This window comes from Alteromonas sp. G5_S2_22_S1 (assembly GCF_054968525.1).
Genome location: NZ_JBQKUJ010000016.1, coordinates 32,088 through 47,723, shown reverse-complemented (window position 1 = coordinate 47,723; position 15,636 = coordinate 32,088). Strand labels below are relative to the sequence as shown.

The 15,636-nt window shown below is 43.5% G+C and carries 14 protein-coding genes; 7 read left to right on the top strand and 7 right to left on the bottom strand.

Going from position 1 to position 15,636, the window contains the following annotated elements:
- Window positions 1-488 precede the first annotated feature (488 nt).
- From nrdA to yfaE, 3 genes are all read left to right on the top strand, one after another.
- Window positions 489-2,810, top strand: coding sequence for a class 1a ribonucleoside-diphosphate reductase subunit alpha (gene nrdA / locus ACTRWF_RS15600; protein WP_015067330.1), 2,322 nt, complete (start codon window positions 489-491; stop codon window positions 2,808-2,810).
- 122 nt (window positions 2,811-2,932) lie between these two features.
- Window positions 2,933-4,063 carry a class Ia ribonucleoside-diphosphate reductase subunit beta gene (gene nrdB, locus ACTRWF_RS15595; protein ID WP_462835822.1) on the top strand — a complete coding sequence of 377 codons (1,131 nt, stop codon included), beginning with the start codon at window positions 2,933-2,935 and terminating at the stop codon, window positions 4,061-4,063.
- A 12-nt stretch (window positions 4,064-4,075) separates the two neighbouring features.
- Window positions 4,076-4,348, top strand: a complete 273-nt coding sequence (gene yfaE, locus ACTRWF_RS15590; protein ID WP_024016381.1) for a class I ribonucleotide reductase maintenance protein YfaE — start codon at window positions 4,076-4,078, stop codon at window positions 4,346-4,348.
- Window positions 4,349-4,378: 30 nt separating this feature from the next.
- On the opposite strand, the gene ACTRWF_RS15585 is transcribed toward yfaE, so the two are convergent.
- Window positions 4,379-4,621, bottom strand: a complete 243-nt coding sequence (locus ACTRWF_RS15585) for a DUF2164 domain-containing protein (RefSeq protein ID WP_012518618.1) — start codon at window positions 4,619-4,621, stop codon at window positions 4,379-4,381.
- A gap of 275 nt (window positions 4,622-4,896) precedes the next feature.
- Here ACTRWF_RS15585 and ACTRWF_RS15580 point away from each other — a divergent pair, with 275 nt between their 5' ends.
- Window positions 4,897-5,211 (top strand): hypothetical protein, encoded by a 315-nt coding sequence (locus tag ACTRWF_RS15580; RefSeq protein WP_012518619.1) that lies wholly within the window; start codon window positions 4,897-4,899, stop codon window positions 5,209-5,211.
- A gap of 277 nt (window positions 5,212-5,488) precedes the next feature.
- Window positions 5,489-6,586, top strand: coding sequence for an oxidoreductase (locus ACTRWF_RS15575; protein WP_462835821.1), 1,098 nt, complete (start codon window positions 5,489-5,491; stop codon window positions 6,584-6,586).
- A 45-nt stretch (window positions 6,587-6,631) separates the two neighbouring features.
- On the opposite strand, the gene ACTRWF_RS15570 is transcribed toward ACTRWF_RS15575, so the two are convergent.
- The 5 genes from ACTRWF_RS15570 to dapA form a co-directional block, all read right to left on the bottom strand.
- Window positions 6,632-8,965 (bottom strand): EAL domain-containing protein, encoded by a 2,334-nt coding sequence (locus ACTRWF_RS15570; protein WP_462835820.1) that lies wholly within the window; start codon window positions 8,963-8,965, stop codon window positions 6,632-6,634.
- 244 nt (window positions 8,966-9,209) lie between these two features.
- On the bottom strand, window positions 9,210-10,085 hold the full coding sequence (locus ACTRWF_RS15565; RefSeq protein ID WP_462835819.1) for an EamA family transporter: 876 nt from the start codon (window positions 10,083-10,085) through the stop codon (window positions 9,210-9,212).
- A 187-nt stretch (window positions 10,086-10,272) separates the two neighbouring features.
- On the bottom strand, window positions 10,273-10,986 hold the full coding sequence (purC, locus tag ACTRWF_RS15560; RefSeq protein WP_462835818.1) for a phosphoribosylaminoimidazolesuccinocarboxamide synthase: 714 nt from the start codon (window positions 10,984-10,986) through the stop codon (window positions 10,273-10,275).
- A gap of 12 nt (window positions 10,987-10,998) precedes the next feature.
- Window positions 10,999-12,102: an outer membrane protein assembly factor BamC gene (bamC, locus tag ACTRWF_RS15555; protein WP_020746050.1), complete on the bottom strand. Its 1,104-nt coding sequence runs from the start codon at window positions 12,100-12,102 to the stop codon at window positions 10,999-11,001.
- Between the two features lie 12 nt (window positions 12,103-12,114).
- Window positions 12,115-12,999, bottom strand: a complete 885-nt coding sequence (gene dapA, locus ACTRWF_RS15550; RefSeq protein WP_278385938.1) for a 4-hydroxy-tetrahydrodipicolinate synthase — start codon at window positions 12,997-12,999, stop codon at window positions 12,115-12,117.
- 178 nt (window positions 13,000-13,177) lie between these two features.
- Here dapA and ACTRWF_RS15545 point away from each other — a divergent pair, with 178 nt between their 5' ends.
- Both ACTRWF_RS15545 and bcp read left to right on the top strand, forming a co-directional pair.
- Window positions 13,178-13,741, top strand: a complete 564-nt coding sequence (locus tag ACTRWF_RS15545; RefSeq protein ID WP_278385937.1) for a glycine cleavage system transcriptional repressor — start codon at window positions 13,178-13,180, stop codon at window positions 13,739-13,741.
- Window positions 13,719-14,183 (top strand): thioredoxin-dependent thiol peroxidase, encoded by a 465-nt coding sequence (bcp, locus tag ACTRWF_RS15540; RefSeq protein WP_012518628.1) that lies wholly within the window; start codon window positions 13,719-13,721, stop codon window positions 14,181-14,183. The genes ACTRWF_RS15545 and bcp overlap by 23 nt, the downstream gene beginning before the upstream one ends.
- 154 nt (window positions 14,184-14,337) lie before the next feature.
- Here the strand turns inward: bcp and ACTRWF_RS15535 are convergent, their stop codons facing one another.
- Window positions 14,338-15,411, bottom strand: a complete 1,074-nt coding sequence (locus ACTRWF_RS15535; protein ID WP_015067336.1) for an AI-2E family transporter — start codon at window positions 15,409-15,411, stop codon at window positions 14,338-14,340.
- Window positions 15,412-15,636 lie beyond the last annotated feature (225 nt).

The following is a 15,636-nucleotide window of genomic DNA, read 5'->3' as shown; positions in this document are numbered from 1 at the left end:
AAATAAAATTCTAAGAATAAATTAATTTTTATCGCGAAGATTTTATTTAAAAGGCTTGCAATCCCGATATTTTACGCTTGTAGAACGCTAAAAAGTTAGTTGTTACTAACATAAATTTCATGCCAGCTTGAGTGCTTGAAATACCACCAGATATTGGGTTGCATTACGGGTCAAACCTCACTATCTTGTGTTTAGTTCAGCACGGGATCCCAACCGTAGAAATCGGGATCGCCCGATCGCACAAAAAAGCAAATGAAGTTATTCATTTAATTAACGCGATATCAATCTCGCTGAAAGATAAAAGCAGTAAAAGAATTTAAAAAGCAGTCTCTACTTTATACTTTTTAAGTATCGGTTTAGGCCGCTTTCGTGTGTGTTGTTACCTGGCGTGAGCCAATTAGCATAACAGCGTCACGTAAATAAATTAAAACGAAAATGGGCATTACATAGCCCACGCATCAAGCGCTAACAGACAAACGGCCAGTAACATGAACAACAACTTATTCGTCACCAAACGCAACGGTGAAAAAGAGTCCATCGACTTAGAAAAGATCCACAAAGTCGTTACATGGGCAGCCAAAGGACTTAACAATGTTTCTGTTTCACAAGTTGAAATAAAGGCACAAATTCAGTTCTATGACGGTATCAATACCAGCGAGATCCACGAAACACTGATTAAGTCAGCGGCTGACCTGATCTCAACCGATGCGCCAGATTATCAGTACTTGGCTGCGCGTTTAGCTATCTTCCACCTTCGCAAAAAAGCCTACGGACAGTTTGAGCCGCCAGCGCTGTTTGAACACGTTGGAAAGATGGTTGATATGGGTAAGTACGACAAGCACTTGCTTGAAGACTACACCCCAGAAGAATTTGCTGAAATGGACACTTACATCGACCATTGGCGCGATATGAACTTCAGCTATGCGGCAGTGAAGCAGCTAGAAGGTAAGTATCTGGTCCAAAACCGTGTTACAGGTGAAATATACGAAAGTGCGCAGTTCTTATATATTTTAGTGGCAGCGTGTCTTTTTGCGAATTATGACAAAGCAACACGAATGGACTATATCCGTCGCTTTTACGATGCTGCTTCAACATTCAAGCTATCGCTACCTACCCCAATCATGGCAGGTGTGCGCACGCCAACCCGTCAGTTCAGTTCATGCGTACTGATTGAAACCGGTGATAGCCTAGACTCTATCAATGCAACAGCAAGTGCTATCGTAAAATACGTAAGTCAACGTGCCGGTATTGGTGTAAATGCGGGCCGCATTCGCGCGCTGGGCAGCCCAATTCGCGGTGGTGAAGCGTTCCACACCGGTTGTATCCCATTTTACAAGTACTTCCAAACTGCCGTAAAAAGCTGTTCACAAGGTGGTGTGCGCGGTGGCGCGGCTACGTTGTTCTACCCTATCTGGCATATGGAAGTTGAATCGCTGTTGGTTCTTAAGAACAACCGTGGTGTTGAAGAAAACCGTGTACGTCACCTAGATTACGGTGTTCAGTTCAATAAGCTAATGTACCAGCGCATGATGAAAGATGGCTACATTTCATTATTTAGCCCGTCTGATGTACCTGGTCTTTACGATGCGTTCTTCGCTGATCAAGAGAAATTCGAAGAACTGTACGTAAAGTATGAAAACGACGACAGCATTCGCAAAAAGCAAATCAAAGCCATGGAGTTGTTTAGCTTGTTCATGCAAGAGCGTGCGAGCACCGGTCGTATCTATCTTCAAAACGTAGACCATTGTAATACACACAGCCCGTTTAACCCTGAAGTTGCACCTGTTCGTCAAAGCAACCTGTGTCTTGAAATTGCACTACCGACTAAGCCACTTCAGCACGTTAATGATGAAAACGGCGAAATTGCCCTTTGTACGCTATCCGCGTTTAACTTAGGTGCCATTAAATCTGTTGATGAGTTTGAAGAACTTGCTGACCTTGCGGTACGCGCGCTAGATAACCTACTTGATTACCAAGACTACCCTGTTCCGGCTGCTTACAATGCAACTATGGGCCGCCGTACACTGGGTGTGGGCGTTATTAACTTTGCGTACTACCTTGCTAAAAACGGTGTTAAGTATTCAGATCACAGTGCGAACGGTCTAGTTCATCGCACGTTTGAAGCAATGCAGTACTATCTACTGAAAGCGTCGAACAACCTAGCGAAAGAAAAAGGTGCGTGTCCTAAGTTTAACGAAACCACATACTCGCAAGGTATCATGCCAATAGACAGCTACAAGAAAGATCTTGATAGCGTGTGTAATGAACCGCTTCATTACGATTGGGATGCGCTACGTGAAGAGATTAAGACGCATGGTCTGCGTAACTCCACCCTATCTGCATTAATGCCATCAGAGACATCGTCTCAGATTTCAAATGCGACTAACGGTATCGAGCCACCACGTGGGTTTATCAGTATCAAGTCGAGTAAAGACGGGGTACTTAAACAAGTAGTACCTGAGTACGAAACATTAAGAGACCAATACGAGCTACTTTGGGATATCCCCTCAAACGATGGTTACCTGCAACTTGTGGGTATCATGCAGAAGTTTATCGACCAAACTATCTCAGCGAATACGAACTACGACCCAAGTCGTTACGAAGGTAACAAGGTACCGATGAAATTACTTCTGAAAGACCTTCTTACTACGTACAAGCTTGGTGTTAAAACACTTTATTATCATAACACTCGTGACGGTGCATCAGACACCTCGGCGCTAGACGCTAAAGCCAACGAGCCTATGCCACGTCAAGAAGAAGTGGTTGTAGAGGAAGATGATGATTGTGCAGGCGGCGCGTGTAAGATATAAACCGCACGCTCCTGTTAAAGTGGCAAGTGCATACAAGGTATTGCTGCACTTGCCATTAACGTTTCGCAGCAAGAACACAAACTATAATACGCGTTAATCATTAAGTTTTTAGTTAGGCCATCATGAAATACACTACGTTTAATCAGCAAAGTACAAATCCATTGATCGAGCCGATGTTTTTCGGTAACCCCGTAAACGTTGCACGCTACGACCAGCAAAAGCATGCCATTTTCGAAAAGCTTATTGAGAAACAAATTAGCTTTTTTTGGCGTCCTGAAGAAGTTGACGTTTCTCGTGACCGGGTTGATTTTCAGAAATTAACCGATCCAGAAAAGCACATATTCATTTCAAACCTTAAGTACCAGACCCTTTTAGACTCGGTACAAGGTCGTAGTCCGAATATTGCGTTCTTGCCAATTATCTCACTACCCGAGTTAGAAACTTGGGTTGAGACGTGGTCGTTTTTCGAAACGATTCACTCGCGCTCGTATACCCATATTTTGCGTAACCTGTTTTCAGACCCAAGTGAGATATTTGAAGATATCGTGGTTAACGATGAAATTAAGCGCCGTGCGGCGGATATTTCTAAGTATTACGATGACCTCATTTTCGCCACTCAGCTTTGGCAGACACAAGGTGAAGGTGTTCATACCGTTAATGGTACGGCATACACGATTAATATGTATGAGCTTAAAAAGAAGCTATACCTTTGCATGAACTCGGTAAATGCACTTGAAGCCATTCGCTTCTACGTATCTTTTGCCTGTACCTTCGCTTTTGCCGAGCGTAAGTTAATGGAAGGTAACTCTAAAATCATTCGATTGATTGCACGCGATGAGAACCTTCATTTGTCTTCAACACAGCACATTCTTAACATGTGGGCGAAGGGTAAAGATGACCCTGAAATGGCGCAGATTGCACAAGAGTGCAAAGAAGAAGCGCGCGCTATTTTCATGAATGCGGTTGAGCAAGAAAAAGAGTGGGCGGATTATTTGTTTAAAACCGGTTCGATGATTGGCCTAAACAAAGAAATCCTCTGCCAATATGTTGAGTATATTGCTAATCAGCGTATGTCTGCTATTGGCCTGGACACACCGTTTGATATTAGCAGTAATCCACTTCCATGGATGAACAATTACTTAAACTCAGACAACGTTCAAGTTGCCCCTCAAGAGTCTGAAATTAGCTCTTACCTTGTTGGACAAATTGATTCTGCGGTAAGCGAAGACGACTTTGCTGATTTTGAGCTGTAAAACCACAGCTTAATGAGCAGTGACGAAAAATCCGTCCGCATCGATGTTGTCGATGTGGGCGCGATTCATACCCCCTCTGATAAAACCATTTTAAGCGCTCTTGAAGCAGCAGACGTTCATATTCACTACCACTGCCGTGAAGGCTTTTGTGGTGCATGCCGAACAAAGCTGATTGAAGGCGAAGTGGAGTACACCACTGATCCCCTCGCCTTTATTGACGACGATGAAATTCTTCCCTGCTGTTGTGTAGCTAAATGCCCGTTAAAAATCAAAGTACCGCTGTAACCTTTTTATTCATCACGCTTATTATCACTCTCACAGCACTTTTTCGATGGCATATAACTCTTCATCAATAACCTGTAAGCGCGATGCAACGACTGCTCTAGCGTCGTTTACCCCTTTGTTGTAAAACGATGCGCCCATTTCCTTACTAATGAAATCCAGAAGAAACTCGCCGTCGAACTGACCAAGCTCAACACTTAATTCATCATCAAAATATCGTTGCAATTTAGCGACTAATACGCCTTTTTCCTCACGCGAAAATACAATATCACTCATTGCGCTGCCCCAATTCTTGTTTATTAACTATCTGATTAACAGTAAGTTTAAAACGTAACATAACCGAACGCACGCTTATTACGCATTTGATAACTTATCTTGTTCACCCTGGTACAGTTTTCGCTGTATCACTATCATGCTGCTATTTTACGTTCGCCAATTTTCAATTTTGAAAAAGGCTTGTAGCGTATAAGATTCAAGGCTCTTGGTCTTAGTACACCTTTGCTGCACGATAAAATTAGTGTAACGCTTTCATGTATTATGTGAGGATGACAATGAAAATTTTACCATTGCTAAGTATTTCCGCAGTATTAGCATTAATTAGCTTGCCCGCGAATTCCACTACGAACAATGGGCACAAGGATAAATCTCTGCCTCCAGGTATAGCGAAAAAATATGATCGAACAGGTGAGTTACCGCCGGGTTGGGAAAAAAAGTTAGCCGTCGGAAAGCGTCTAGACAGAGATATTTATAAACATGCGCGAGTTGTTGTGCCATTAGGTAAAGAAGGTACGGTTACGGTACGTATTGAAAATAAAGTGGTAAGACTCATCCAAGCCACAAGAGAAATTGTTGAAATTTTGGATTAGAGAACGCAATTTCTCAATATGAGGCTTTATTGTTTAATTTTACTTATGGCTTACTATCAACATTAGAAAATTGACTTACCTACCCGCCTCAGTAGTATCAGACATATAACGTGAACCTTTTAACTTGCCAATGTTATTAATGGTGTGTAAGGCACTAAGTCATTGAAACATCAGGCTACTTGTCTATTTGGCGCTTCTTAAGCCAAAGCGGCATGTTTTGTTTCTATGGGCAAAACGCACAAGGTCATACAAGCACAACAAAACTCAGGAATAGAAAATGCCAGCAAACGCACTGTTTAAGCCTTATTCACAAGGCAACCTTTCGTTGACCAACCGTATTGTTATGGCCCCGATGACCCGTCAGTTTTCACCTAACGGCGTACCTACCAGCGACGTGGCAGGGTACTACAAACGTCGTGCGCAAGGTGGCACAGGACTAATTATTACCGAGGGCACCACGGTTAACGATAAAGTCGCAACAATGGATGCCAATATTCCCCAATTTCATGGCGAAGAGGCGTTAACAGGTTGGAAAAATGTGGTAGACGAGGTTCACCGTGTAGGCGGGAAAATTATGCCGCAACTGTGGCACGTGGGTATGGCACGGGTTGCAGAAAAAGCGCCCTACCCTGAACTTTCAAGTGCGGGGCCTTCAGGGTTGTTTAAACCCGGTAAACAAGGCGCCGAGCCTATGACTGAAGAACACATTGAATCAGTGATAGCCGCCTTCGCGCAAGCTGCTGCCGATGCCAAGTCTATAGGTATGGATGGTGTCGAGATTCACGGTGCGCATGGTTACCTTATCGACCAGTTCTTCTGGGAAGGCACGAACCAACGCACTGATAGCTGGGGCGGTAGTATGGATAACCGTGGTCGATTTGCTGTAGAGATCATAAAAGCGATACGCGCCGCCACCGGCCCTGACTTTCCTATTGTGCTTCGTTACTCTCAGTGGAAACAGCAAGATTACACGGCACGACTTGCTACTACCCCTCAAGAGTTAGAGCAATTCCTTATGCCACTCAGTAGCGCTGGTGTAGACATATTTCACTGTTCACAACGCCGTTATTGGGAAAGCGAATTCGATGGAAGCGACCTTAACCTTGCTGGATGGACGAAAAAAATCACAGGGAAACCAACCATCACCGTTGGCTCTGTTGGCCTTAACGACGACTTCTTCGGCGCGTTTAAAGGTCAGGACTCTAGTACTCGAGCTGTAGATGATTTACTCGAGCGTTTAGAGGAGGGTGAGTTTGATTTGGTTGCCGTAGGCAGAGCGCTGCTGCAAGACCCGAACTGGGCAAACAAAATCAAAGAGAACCGAACAGACGAGTTAGAGCAATATTCAGGTAAGGCGCTAGCTAGTTTGTCGTAGTAGCCTAGGCATATCGTGATCAATTCACTAGCGCGTTAGTTCGCGCTAGTGGGCTTTCAGGAAAGCTTCAAAATTTGTTTTACTCATCGGCCTAGCAATGAAGTAACCTTGACCAAAGTCACAGCCCATATTATTGAGTATGTCATATTGCTCTTGGGTTTCGACACCTTCAGCAACCACTTTGATACCGAGCTTTTTCGCCATAACGATAATGGCTTCACACAGCACTTTATCGTTACTAACGTCGGTCATCGTTTTCACAAAGCTTTTATCAATTTTTAAGTAGTCGGTAGGCAACTTTTTCAAATACGAAATCGACGAGTAGCCCGTACCAAAGTCATCAAGTGCTATGTCTACACCCGCTTGTCTAAATTGAAATAACTTTTTAGAAACATTTGTATCTGCTTCCATCAGAAGGTTTTCTGTCACTTCGAGCAAAATTGACTGTGCCGCAATGTTTTCATCCAATAAGCGAGTGAGCCAATCAGTGATACTCGTTTCTTGCTGAAAATATTGACTGGGCGAAGTATTAATACTTATCTGTAATTCACGACAATAGTGAGTTTGCCAGCGCTTCACATTTTTACATACTTCTTCGAACACCCAATTGCTGATTTCGATGATTAAGCCCGACTCTTCCGCTAAGGGAATAAATTCATCTGGCGCAATACGCCCCTTCTCTGGATGCTGCCACCTAAGTAACGCTTCTGCTTTGATTGCCTTACCGTCTTTAAAAGACGTGATAGGCTGATACTCAATGAATAACTCATCGTTTTGAATTGCATAACGAAGGTCGTTCAGCAAGGTTATGCGCTTGACGGCAACCGCTTGCATGTCTTGAGTATAGTATTTATAGCTATTTTTACCGAGATCTTTAGCCCCGTACATTGCTTGATCCGCGTTTTTTAACAGCCCTTTTATGTCACGAGCGTCGTCGGGGTATAGCGTAACGCCTAAACTTGCGCTGGTATGTACTCGCTCAAAATTCATTAGGTATGGCTTTAAAATAACGTCTAGAATTTTCTGTACAACAATGTCGATAGAACTCAGGGTTTCTATACTGTTTAGAATAACCACAAACTCATCTCCACCTAGCCGGGAAACGGTATCATTGGCTCTTAAACATTGCTTTATTCGCTCAGCGCATTCAATCAGAAGCTGATCTCCTACATCATGACCGAGCGTGTCATTAATATCCTTAAAATTATCTAAATCGAGAAAAGCGACTGCCACTCTGTCACCTTCCCTATCAGCTGTTTTTAAAGCTAACTGGAGGTGGTCGAGCATCAGGTTTCGGTTAGGTAAGCCCGTAAGCGTGTCGAAGTTTGCTTGCTTCCAGATAAGCTCGCTAGCACGCTCCCGTTCAATAGCAATACTGGCTATATGTGCAAATTGTTCAATCAGCACAACTTCTTCAGGAGTGGGTACAGCTTTATAGCGATGATAAATAGCGAATGTACCTATTACCTCTGTGCTGGCACCTCTAATGGGCTGAGACCAACAGGCGGCTACACCAGCCCGAGCCGCTATCTCTTTATAGTCATGCCAAAAGGTATGGGTGCTAATGTCTTCTACGATGGTTGGCGCGTTAGTGGCCGCCGTATTACCACATGCTCCAACGCCCTCACCAATTTCCACACCATCTATGGCATCGTTATAAAAATCAGGCAATGAAGGTGCCGCGCCTTTCGTGAGCTTCCCATCTTCAAGAAGCAATATGCTGCAAATTTTTTCTGGATACTCAGATTCAATAGCATTTACGATGTCAAACAGTACGCTGTGTAACGATTCAGCATTAACGACCTTTTCTAATATAGCGCTTCTTACATTCGTAATTTTCTGCGTTTGTGCCAACCGAGTTTGATACTCTTCAAGTTGCTCCGACAGCGCTGAGTATTCTTTTTTAGCTAGTTCGGATTGCGCCATCTCCGCTAAACTTTTTAATTGGAATATTTCGTCTGCAGAAAAAATACGTGGCTCTGAATCAAATACACACAAAGCCCCTACTGCCTGACCGTCCACAACAAGACTTACGCCTGCGTAAAAGCGAACATAAGGTTCACCAATAACAAATGGATTGTGTTCAAAGCGCGGATCTTTTTTCGTATCTGGGATAATTAATGCATCGTCTTGCGAGATAGTATGGTTGCAAAACGCGACATCTCTGGACGATTCACTCAACTCAAGATTTACAGCAGACTTAAACCACTGTCTGTCCGCGTCAATTAGCGTAATTGAAGAATAACGACAGTTAAATACACTGCTAGCTAAGCGTGTAATTCTATCGAAGCGCTCATCCTTCGGCGTATCCAGCAGACCCAATCGCTTGAGCGTCGCTATCCTCTCAGGCTCATTAGATATGACATTAGATAGACCCAAAGTTTGCTTTCCTTTTAACACTACTACGTTTTCTTTACTCGACACTGCCGTCTAAAATATAGTTCGAAAGTCCGAAAACGTTAACATTACTTGTGCATAAAAAACATTTCTCTTTAGTCTACAAGTAGTGAACACGTAGGCCTTTATCTACAATCTATTTGGACTAGACAGCCGCTTTATTACGGCGTGTCGCTATCACAGCGAATTTTTTTACACCTTTTCCACATCAAAACACAGTGCTAAATCAGTTTTTTATTACCAAATAAATACCGCCTAACGTCATCACTGAGGCGATGGTAATTTGCAAGCTTAGTTGCTCTCCTAGAACGGCCCACCCCATTAGTGTGGCAAGTACTGGAACACTTAACTGAACGGTGGCTGCCGTTGTCGACTTTATAAGCGGTAATGCACTATACCAGATAGCATAGCCACAGCCTGACGCTACTACGCCAGAGGCTATGGCGTATAACAACCCCTTGGTGTCTAAAACTAGGTTAAAGCCAATCATAAAATGAACGACAACGCCAAGCACAAAACATAACACGGTGGCGTAAACAAAATTGCCCGACGTAGCTAAAAGCGCAGACGAACTTTTTTTGCCTAATAGAGAATACACTCCCCAAGACATCCCAGCAGCAACCATAATCACACCTGCCAATAGCGGCGGCGCCGACGCGCTAGGTAATAGTAGGATAACCAGCCCCGCAAAAGCTAAAATAAAACCTATCCATTGGAGGAACTTAAAACGTTCACCAGACGCTAACCCAAAAGAAATCATGGTTAATTGAACCGCGCCAAATAACAACAGCGCACCGGTACCTGTAGACATCGACACATAAGCGTAGGAAAAGCATAAGGCATATAAGAATAATGTTAGGCCACCTAGCAAATTTGCATTATTTTTGAGCCCCTGCCATAGATTCTTATACGGCCCCGTGGTTAAAACCCGGTGCTTAAACACAAAAGATAGGAACAGCAGCGCCCATGCCCCGCTTGATAACCGCACTGCAGTAAAACTAGCTGGATCAATTGACGTATGGGCAAGGGCCATTCTACAAAGCAGTGAGTTTGCCGCAAATGCGACCATGGCAATTGCTACCAGTAAAAATGGTTTAAACAATGCGCGTCTCCCTTATGCTGGGCATGAATATTAGCTTTTCGATGGCTTCAACAGCGTCACCCGCAAGGATATAGTGGCTAAAATAAGCCTCTATTGAAAGGGCGAGGCGTGGAAAAAGTAGTATCGCGCTTAAACGAAAAAAGAGGACGTATTACGTCCTCTTTTTATCAATAACGCTTTGTTCAAACTACAGCGATAAACCTAAGCGCTCAGCTACTTCAATGTAGGTTTCAACAACCGAGCCTAGCCCTTGTCTGAAGCGGTCTTTGTCCATTTTATTACGGGTTTCTTTATCCCACAAACGACAGCCATCGGGCGTGAATTCATCGCCTAATACAATGTTGCCATCTTTATCGACACCAAACTCCAGCTTATAGTCGACTAGCAACATACCCGCATCGTCAAACAATGCTTTTAGAACGCTGTTCACTTTAAACGTAAGCGCCTTCATTTCAGCAATTTGCTCTTGTGTTGCCCAGCCAAATGACAGAATGTGATAGTCATTTACCATGGGGTCGTGAAGCGCATCATTTTTAAGGAAAAACTCGAAAATAGGTGGGTTAAGCGCATGGCCTTCTTCCACACCTAGCCTGCGAACCAAAGAGCCAGCAGATAAGTTTCTCACCACACACTCAACAGGGATCATGTCGAGCTTTTTAACCAACGACTCAGTATCAGAAATCAGGGCTTCAACTTGCGTTGCAACGCCTGCTTCTTCAAGCTTTGTCATAATAAAGTGATTAAACTTGTTGTTTACTTCACCTTTGCGATCTAGCTGTTCAATTTTTTCACCGTCGAACGCCGAAGTGTCGTTCCTAAAGTGAAGAATTAATTTATCGCTATCATCAGTGTAATAAACAGTTTTTGCTTTACCGCGGTAAAGCTCGTCGCGTTTTTCCATTCTCAGTCTCAGTTATATATCAAGATTATCTTCTGACATGACCTCAGCGAAGGCACTGTAAAGGTCGGAAACCTGATTTGCTTCAAACGGTACACTTTCATTGTCCATGAAAGTAACAGACGTGCGATTCGCACCCGCTTTTGCAACTTTTAAGCGATAATCACCTTTTTCAAGTAATTCGCTATCGCTTGTGAATAAACCATCCCACCAACTACCTTGATCACCATTGTAAGTAACAAATAGTAGGCCGTTAGATTTATCTAAATCTTTAACGTCAAAACCAAGCTTACGAAGAACTAAAAGCATTCTCGGCCAAGCTACGTCGTACTGCGCTTCAACGAGGTAGGCTGGGTCACCATCAGCATTAAAGCCCATTTCAGTTTGAATACCCTGGCGTATACGCGCAATTCTTCGGGTTTCCGCTAATTGAATTTGGTATTCATAATGACCGATAACTTGGTTGAGTACTTCAACCTCTTCACGGCGCTCTTCCATTGAAGATACGTCGGCAACCACATCGTTACCTAAGGTTTGCATGTAATCTTTAAGCTCTACTGTAAGAGCCGCACTGCGACCGTGAGGTTTTACGTCCAAGCTGAACTCGAAGCGCCTGCCAATTTCACTTTCTTCATCAGCAAAGCTATACCAAGGGCCATCGATTTCTTTAGTGATAACCATCCAGTCGGTTACCAATACTTTGTCTTCTGGACTGAAGCTATCTACACCAATACCCTGCTCGTCTAAATAGCTTAGAAGGGAATTCCAAATCGCCTGACTTAGCGGTTGACTGTCGTCAACTTGGTCAAACCAAATCGTGGCGGAGCTTTTACCCTCTTCAACATGTGACCCGGTCACAAGCGGGAGAACCAACGCAGGCGAGCGGACCATAAGCGATTTGCCAACCAAGTTTTTGTCCGCTTCTTGACCTAGTTCAGGTACTGCAAATTCCCGTGAGAAAGTTGGCGCATCTAGTTCAGAGGGTACTTCTAGCGTTTTGTGTTCTTTAGTTTTTAAGTACTCGTAGCTACCCGACGCGGTCTTTCTATCTATTTGGCTTGAACAACCTGCAAGTGCAACCATCGCTACTGAACTTGCTATAGCCAGCGTTCTTTTCATCTGTGTTCCTTATTAACCAGAAATCAATGCGTATTTTTTTAGTAGTTCTTCGATACGTTTTTGGCTTGATAGTTCCGGTAAAACCATAGGTAATCGCATAACAGCGCTTTCCATCATGCCCATTTTATATAATGCCCACTTTGGCATTACTGGATTTGGCTCTATAAATAGTTCGTCGTGAAGCAGCTTAATAGACGCATCAATGTCACGACACTTATCAAATTCTTTGTTCAGTGCAGTTTCGCACATTTGTGCAATTGCGTTAGGCACGATATTGGCGGTTACAGAGATAACGCCATGTCCGCCTTCGCACATAAACTCACAGCTAGTGCCATCATCACCACTAAGAATTACAAAGTCTTCTGGAACAAGGGGCTGTGTTGCTTTTAATCGCGCAATATCGCCGGTGGCGTCTTTAAGACCAACTATATTCTTATGTGTGGCAAGCTCTGCTACGGTTTCAGGTAACATGTCTGCAACTGTACGCCCAGGCACATTGTAAAGAATAACCGGAAGATCGCTGGCATCTGCAATTGCGTTAAAGTGTGCAACCATACCAGCTTGTTGAGGCTTGTTATAATAAGGCACCACGCTTAAAAAGCCGTTGATACCCGTTGAGCCGAGTTGCTCAGTAAGAAAAATGGCCTCTGCAGTAGAGTTTGCTCCGCTGCCTGCTATCACCGGGATCGCGCCCGATGCCATAGCTACTGTTTCTTTGACCACGTTAATGTGCTCATCAAACGGTAGGGTTGCTGACTCACCAGTAGTTCCAACCGACACTATACCGTGGGTGCCCTGCTCTACATGAAACTTCACAAGTTTCTCTAAAGACTTGTAATCAATATCGCCGTTTTCGAACATCGGCGTGACGAGTGCTACGTAACTACCAGTAAACATAATCTCTCCGCAAAATGTGAGCGCACATGGTAAATATGTCAGTGCTTAAACACAAGTAATAGCGCATGTAAAATGACAAGAATTTGACAATATCTTATTCAAAGGCAAGAAAAAGGCGCTGACTTTAAAAAAAACTCTGTGCTAACATCCCGACATCGTTACCATTGAAGTGAAGTAGATGCCGAAACACCAACTTATCGTGACCATACTAGGTACAGACAACAGTGGCATATTGAGCGAAATTGCCACCACGGTATCTGAAGCCCAGTGCAATATTCTTGATAGTAGGCAAGCCATCTATGGCAAGGAGTTTTCTTTGACCATGATCATTGAAGGTACGCAAAGCGCTATAACAAAGGCAGAGTGTATTTTACCCGCTTTGTTTCAACGTCTAGATTTATTATCCATGATGAAACGCACGAGCCATCATGAAAAGCAAAATCTTGCCCACCTTTTTAATGTCGAATTCAGTGGCGAAGACGCCGCTGGGTTGATTAAAGCGGTAACGGGCTTTTTTGCAGAGCGGCAAGCTATGTTAAGTGCATTCAGGCAGCGCACGTATAAAGATAAAGCCACGGGCAAAGAGAACATGCAGTGCAAATTCGTTGTTTCGCTTCCGCCGAATGAAAATGTAGATGACTTAGAATCTGATCTAATGGCCCTGTTCACTTCATTAAATGTGACAGGTAAAGTACAAGACACACAAAAAAAGGATCCCAATGAAAACGTTACAAGCTGGTGATAAAGCGCCGCAATTCTCATTGCAGAACCAAGATGATCAAACCGTATCGCTCTCAGACTACGCAGGTAAAAAAGTCCTCGTTTATTTTTACCCTAAAGCAATGACGCCCGGCTGTACTGTTCAGGCACAAGGCTTGCGCGATGTAAACGACGAACTAAAAGAGAAAAACGTAGTTGTATTAGGTATCAGCCCCGATGCGGTAAAGCGTTTGCCGAAGTTCATTGAGAAAGAAAACCTCAACTTCACCTTGCTGTCAGATGAAGACCACGCGGTGGCGGATGCATTTGGCGTGTGGGGGCCTAAGAAGTTTATGGGCAAAGAGTACGACGGCATTCATCGCCTCACTTTTCTTATCGACGAAAACGGCGTTGTTGAGCATGTGTTTAATAAGTTCAAAACCAAAGAACATCACACGGTTGTGTTGGACTATTTGAACAGCTAATACTGCGTTTCAATTTTAAATTGAATCGTTAAATATCAAAAGCCCCGAAAAGGTAAACTTTCCGGGGCTTTTCTTTTAGGGTCTTTGAAGTCATAACGACTATTGTGCTACCACAACCCAGCGCAGTTACACGGCTAGTTCATCAGTAAGTCGTTTATTTCGCTTCTTCTGGGATTACCACAGGGTTGCTAGACCACGCAGTAACCACAGCTTTTACCAAGGTTGCCAGCGGTATGGCGAAAAATACCCCCCAGAACCCCCAAAGGCCGCCAAAGACCAATACAGCAACAATGATATAAAGTGGGTGCAAGCTTACGGCTTCAGAGAAAAGTAAAGGGACTAACAAGTTACCATCAAGGGCTTGTATAATGCCGTAAGCTATCATGAGATACCAAAACTCAGGCGATATCCCCCACTGAAACATTGCAACAACGGCAACAGGTATCGTTACCACCGCTGCGCCAATATAAGGAATAAGTACTGAAAACCCCACCAGCACGCCGAGTAAAATGGCGTAGCGTAAATCCATCAGTACAAATGTTACGCAACTCACCACACCAACGATAATAATCTCAATAACCTTACCGCGAATATAGTTCGCAATTTGAGAATTCATTTCATGCCCTACCTGGGTAATAAGACGACGCTCTTTAGGCAAAAGACGAGAGATGCTGTCTAAAAAAAACAGCTTATCTTTTAACATAAAGAACACCATTAACGGTACCAGAATGACATATACAAGTAGCGCTGCTAGATTTGCAATGTTACTAAATGAGGCAGAAATCAGGGTTTCACCCACTTCAACAAGCTTCTCGTTAATCCCTTCCATCATTTGATGTATTTGATATACCTGCACATAGTCTGGGTACTTGTCTGGCAGCGTTAAAATCCACTCTTGGGCTTTTTGCCAGATAAGAGGGGTTTCCTGAATGAGGTTAACGCTTTGCTTTGAAATTATGGGTACCAAACCCACAAGCGTTAGAATTGTGATAGTGATAAAGCCAACCATGACAATACCACAGGCTATCGTTCTCCCAAGCCCAACATTAACCAAGCGACACACCGGCCAATCGAGTAGATACGCAATGACCGCAGCTACGAGTACTGGCATAATTAATTCGCCCCACAGTAAAAGCACTGCGGTAGTCAGAAGAATAAGAATAAGCAGCATTGCTGCATCAGGATCGGAAAATTTGCGTCGGTACCATCGACCAAAAACGCTAAACATAAAAACGCCCAGAAATTACTAAGAATAGGACACGCATCATAGTTGATAGCGCTAGCAATTAGCAATAAGTAGCACTTAAGAATCTTTGAAAATCAAACTGGTATGATGTTTTTACAGTATAGTAAGTGACAGATTGTTTTCTTATCATTAGTTGATTTACGCTACGGTAAGTGAGTTTGTACCAAAAAGCGTAGTATATGTGCATCGACTTCGGCATTATATCCA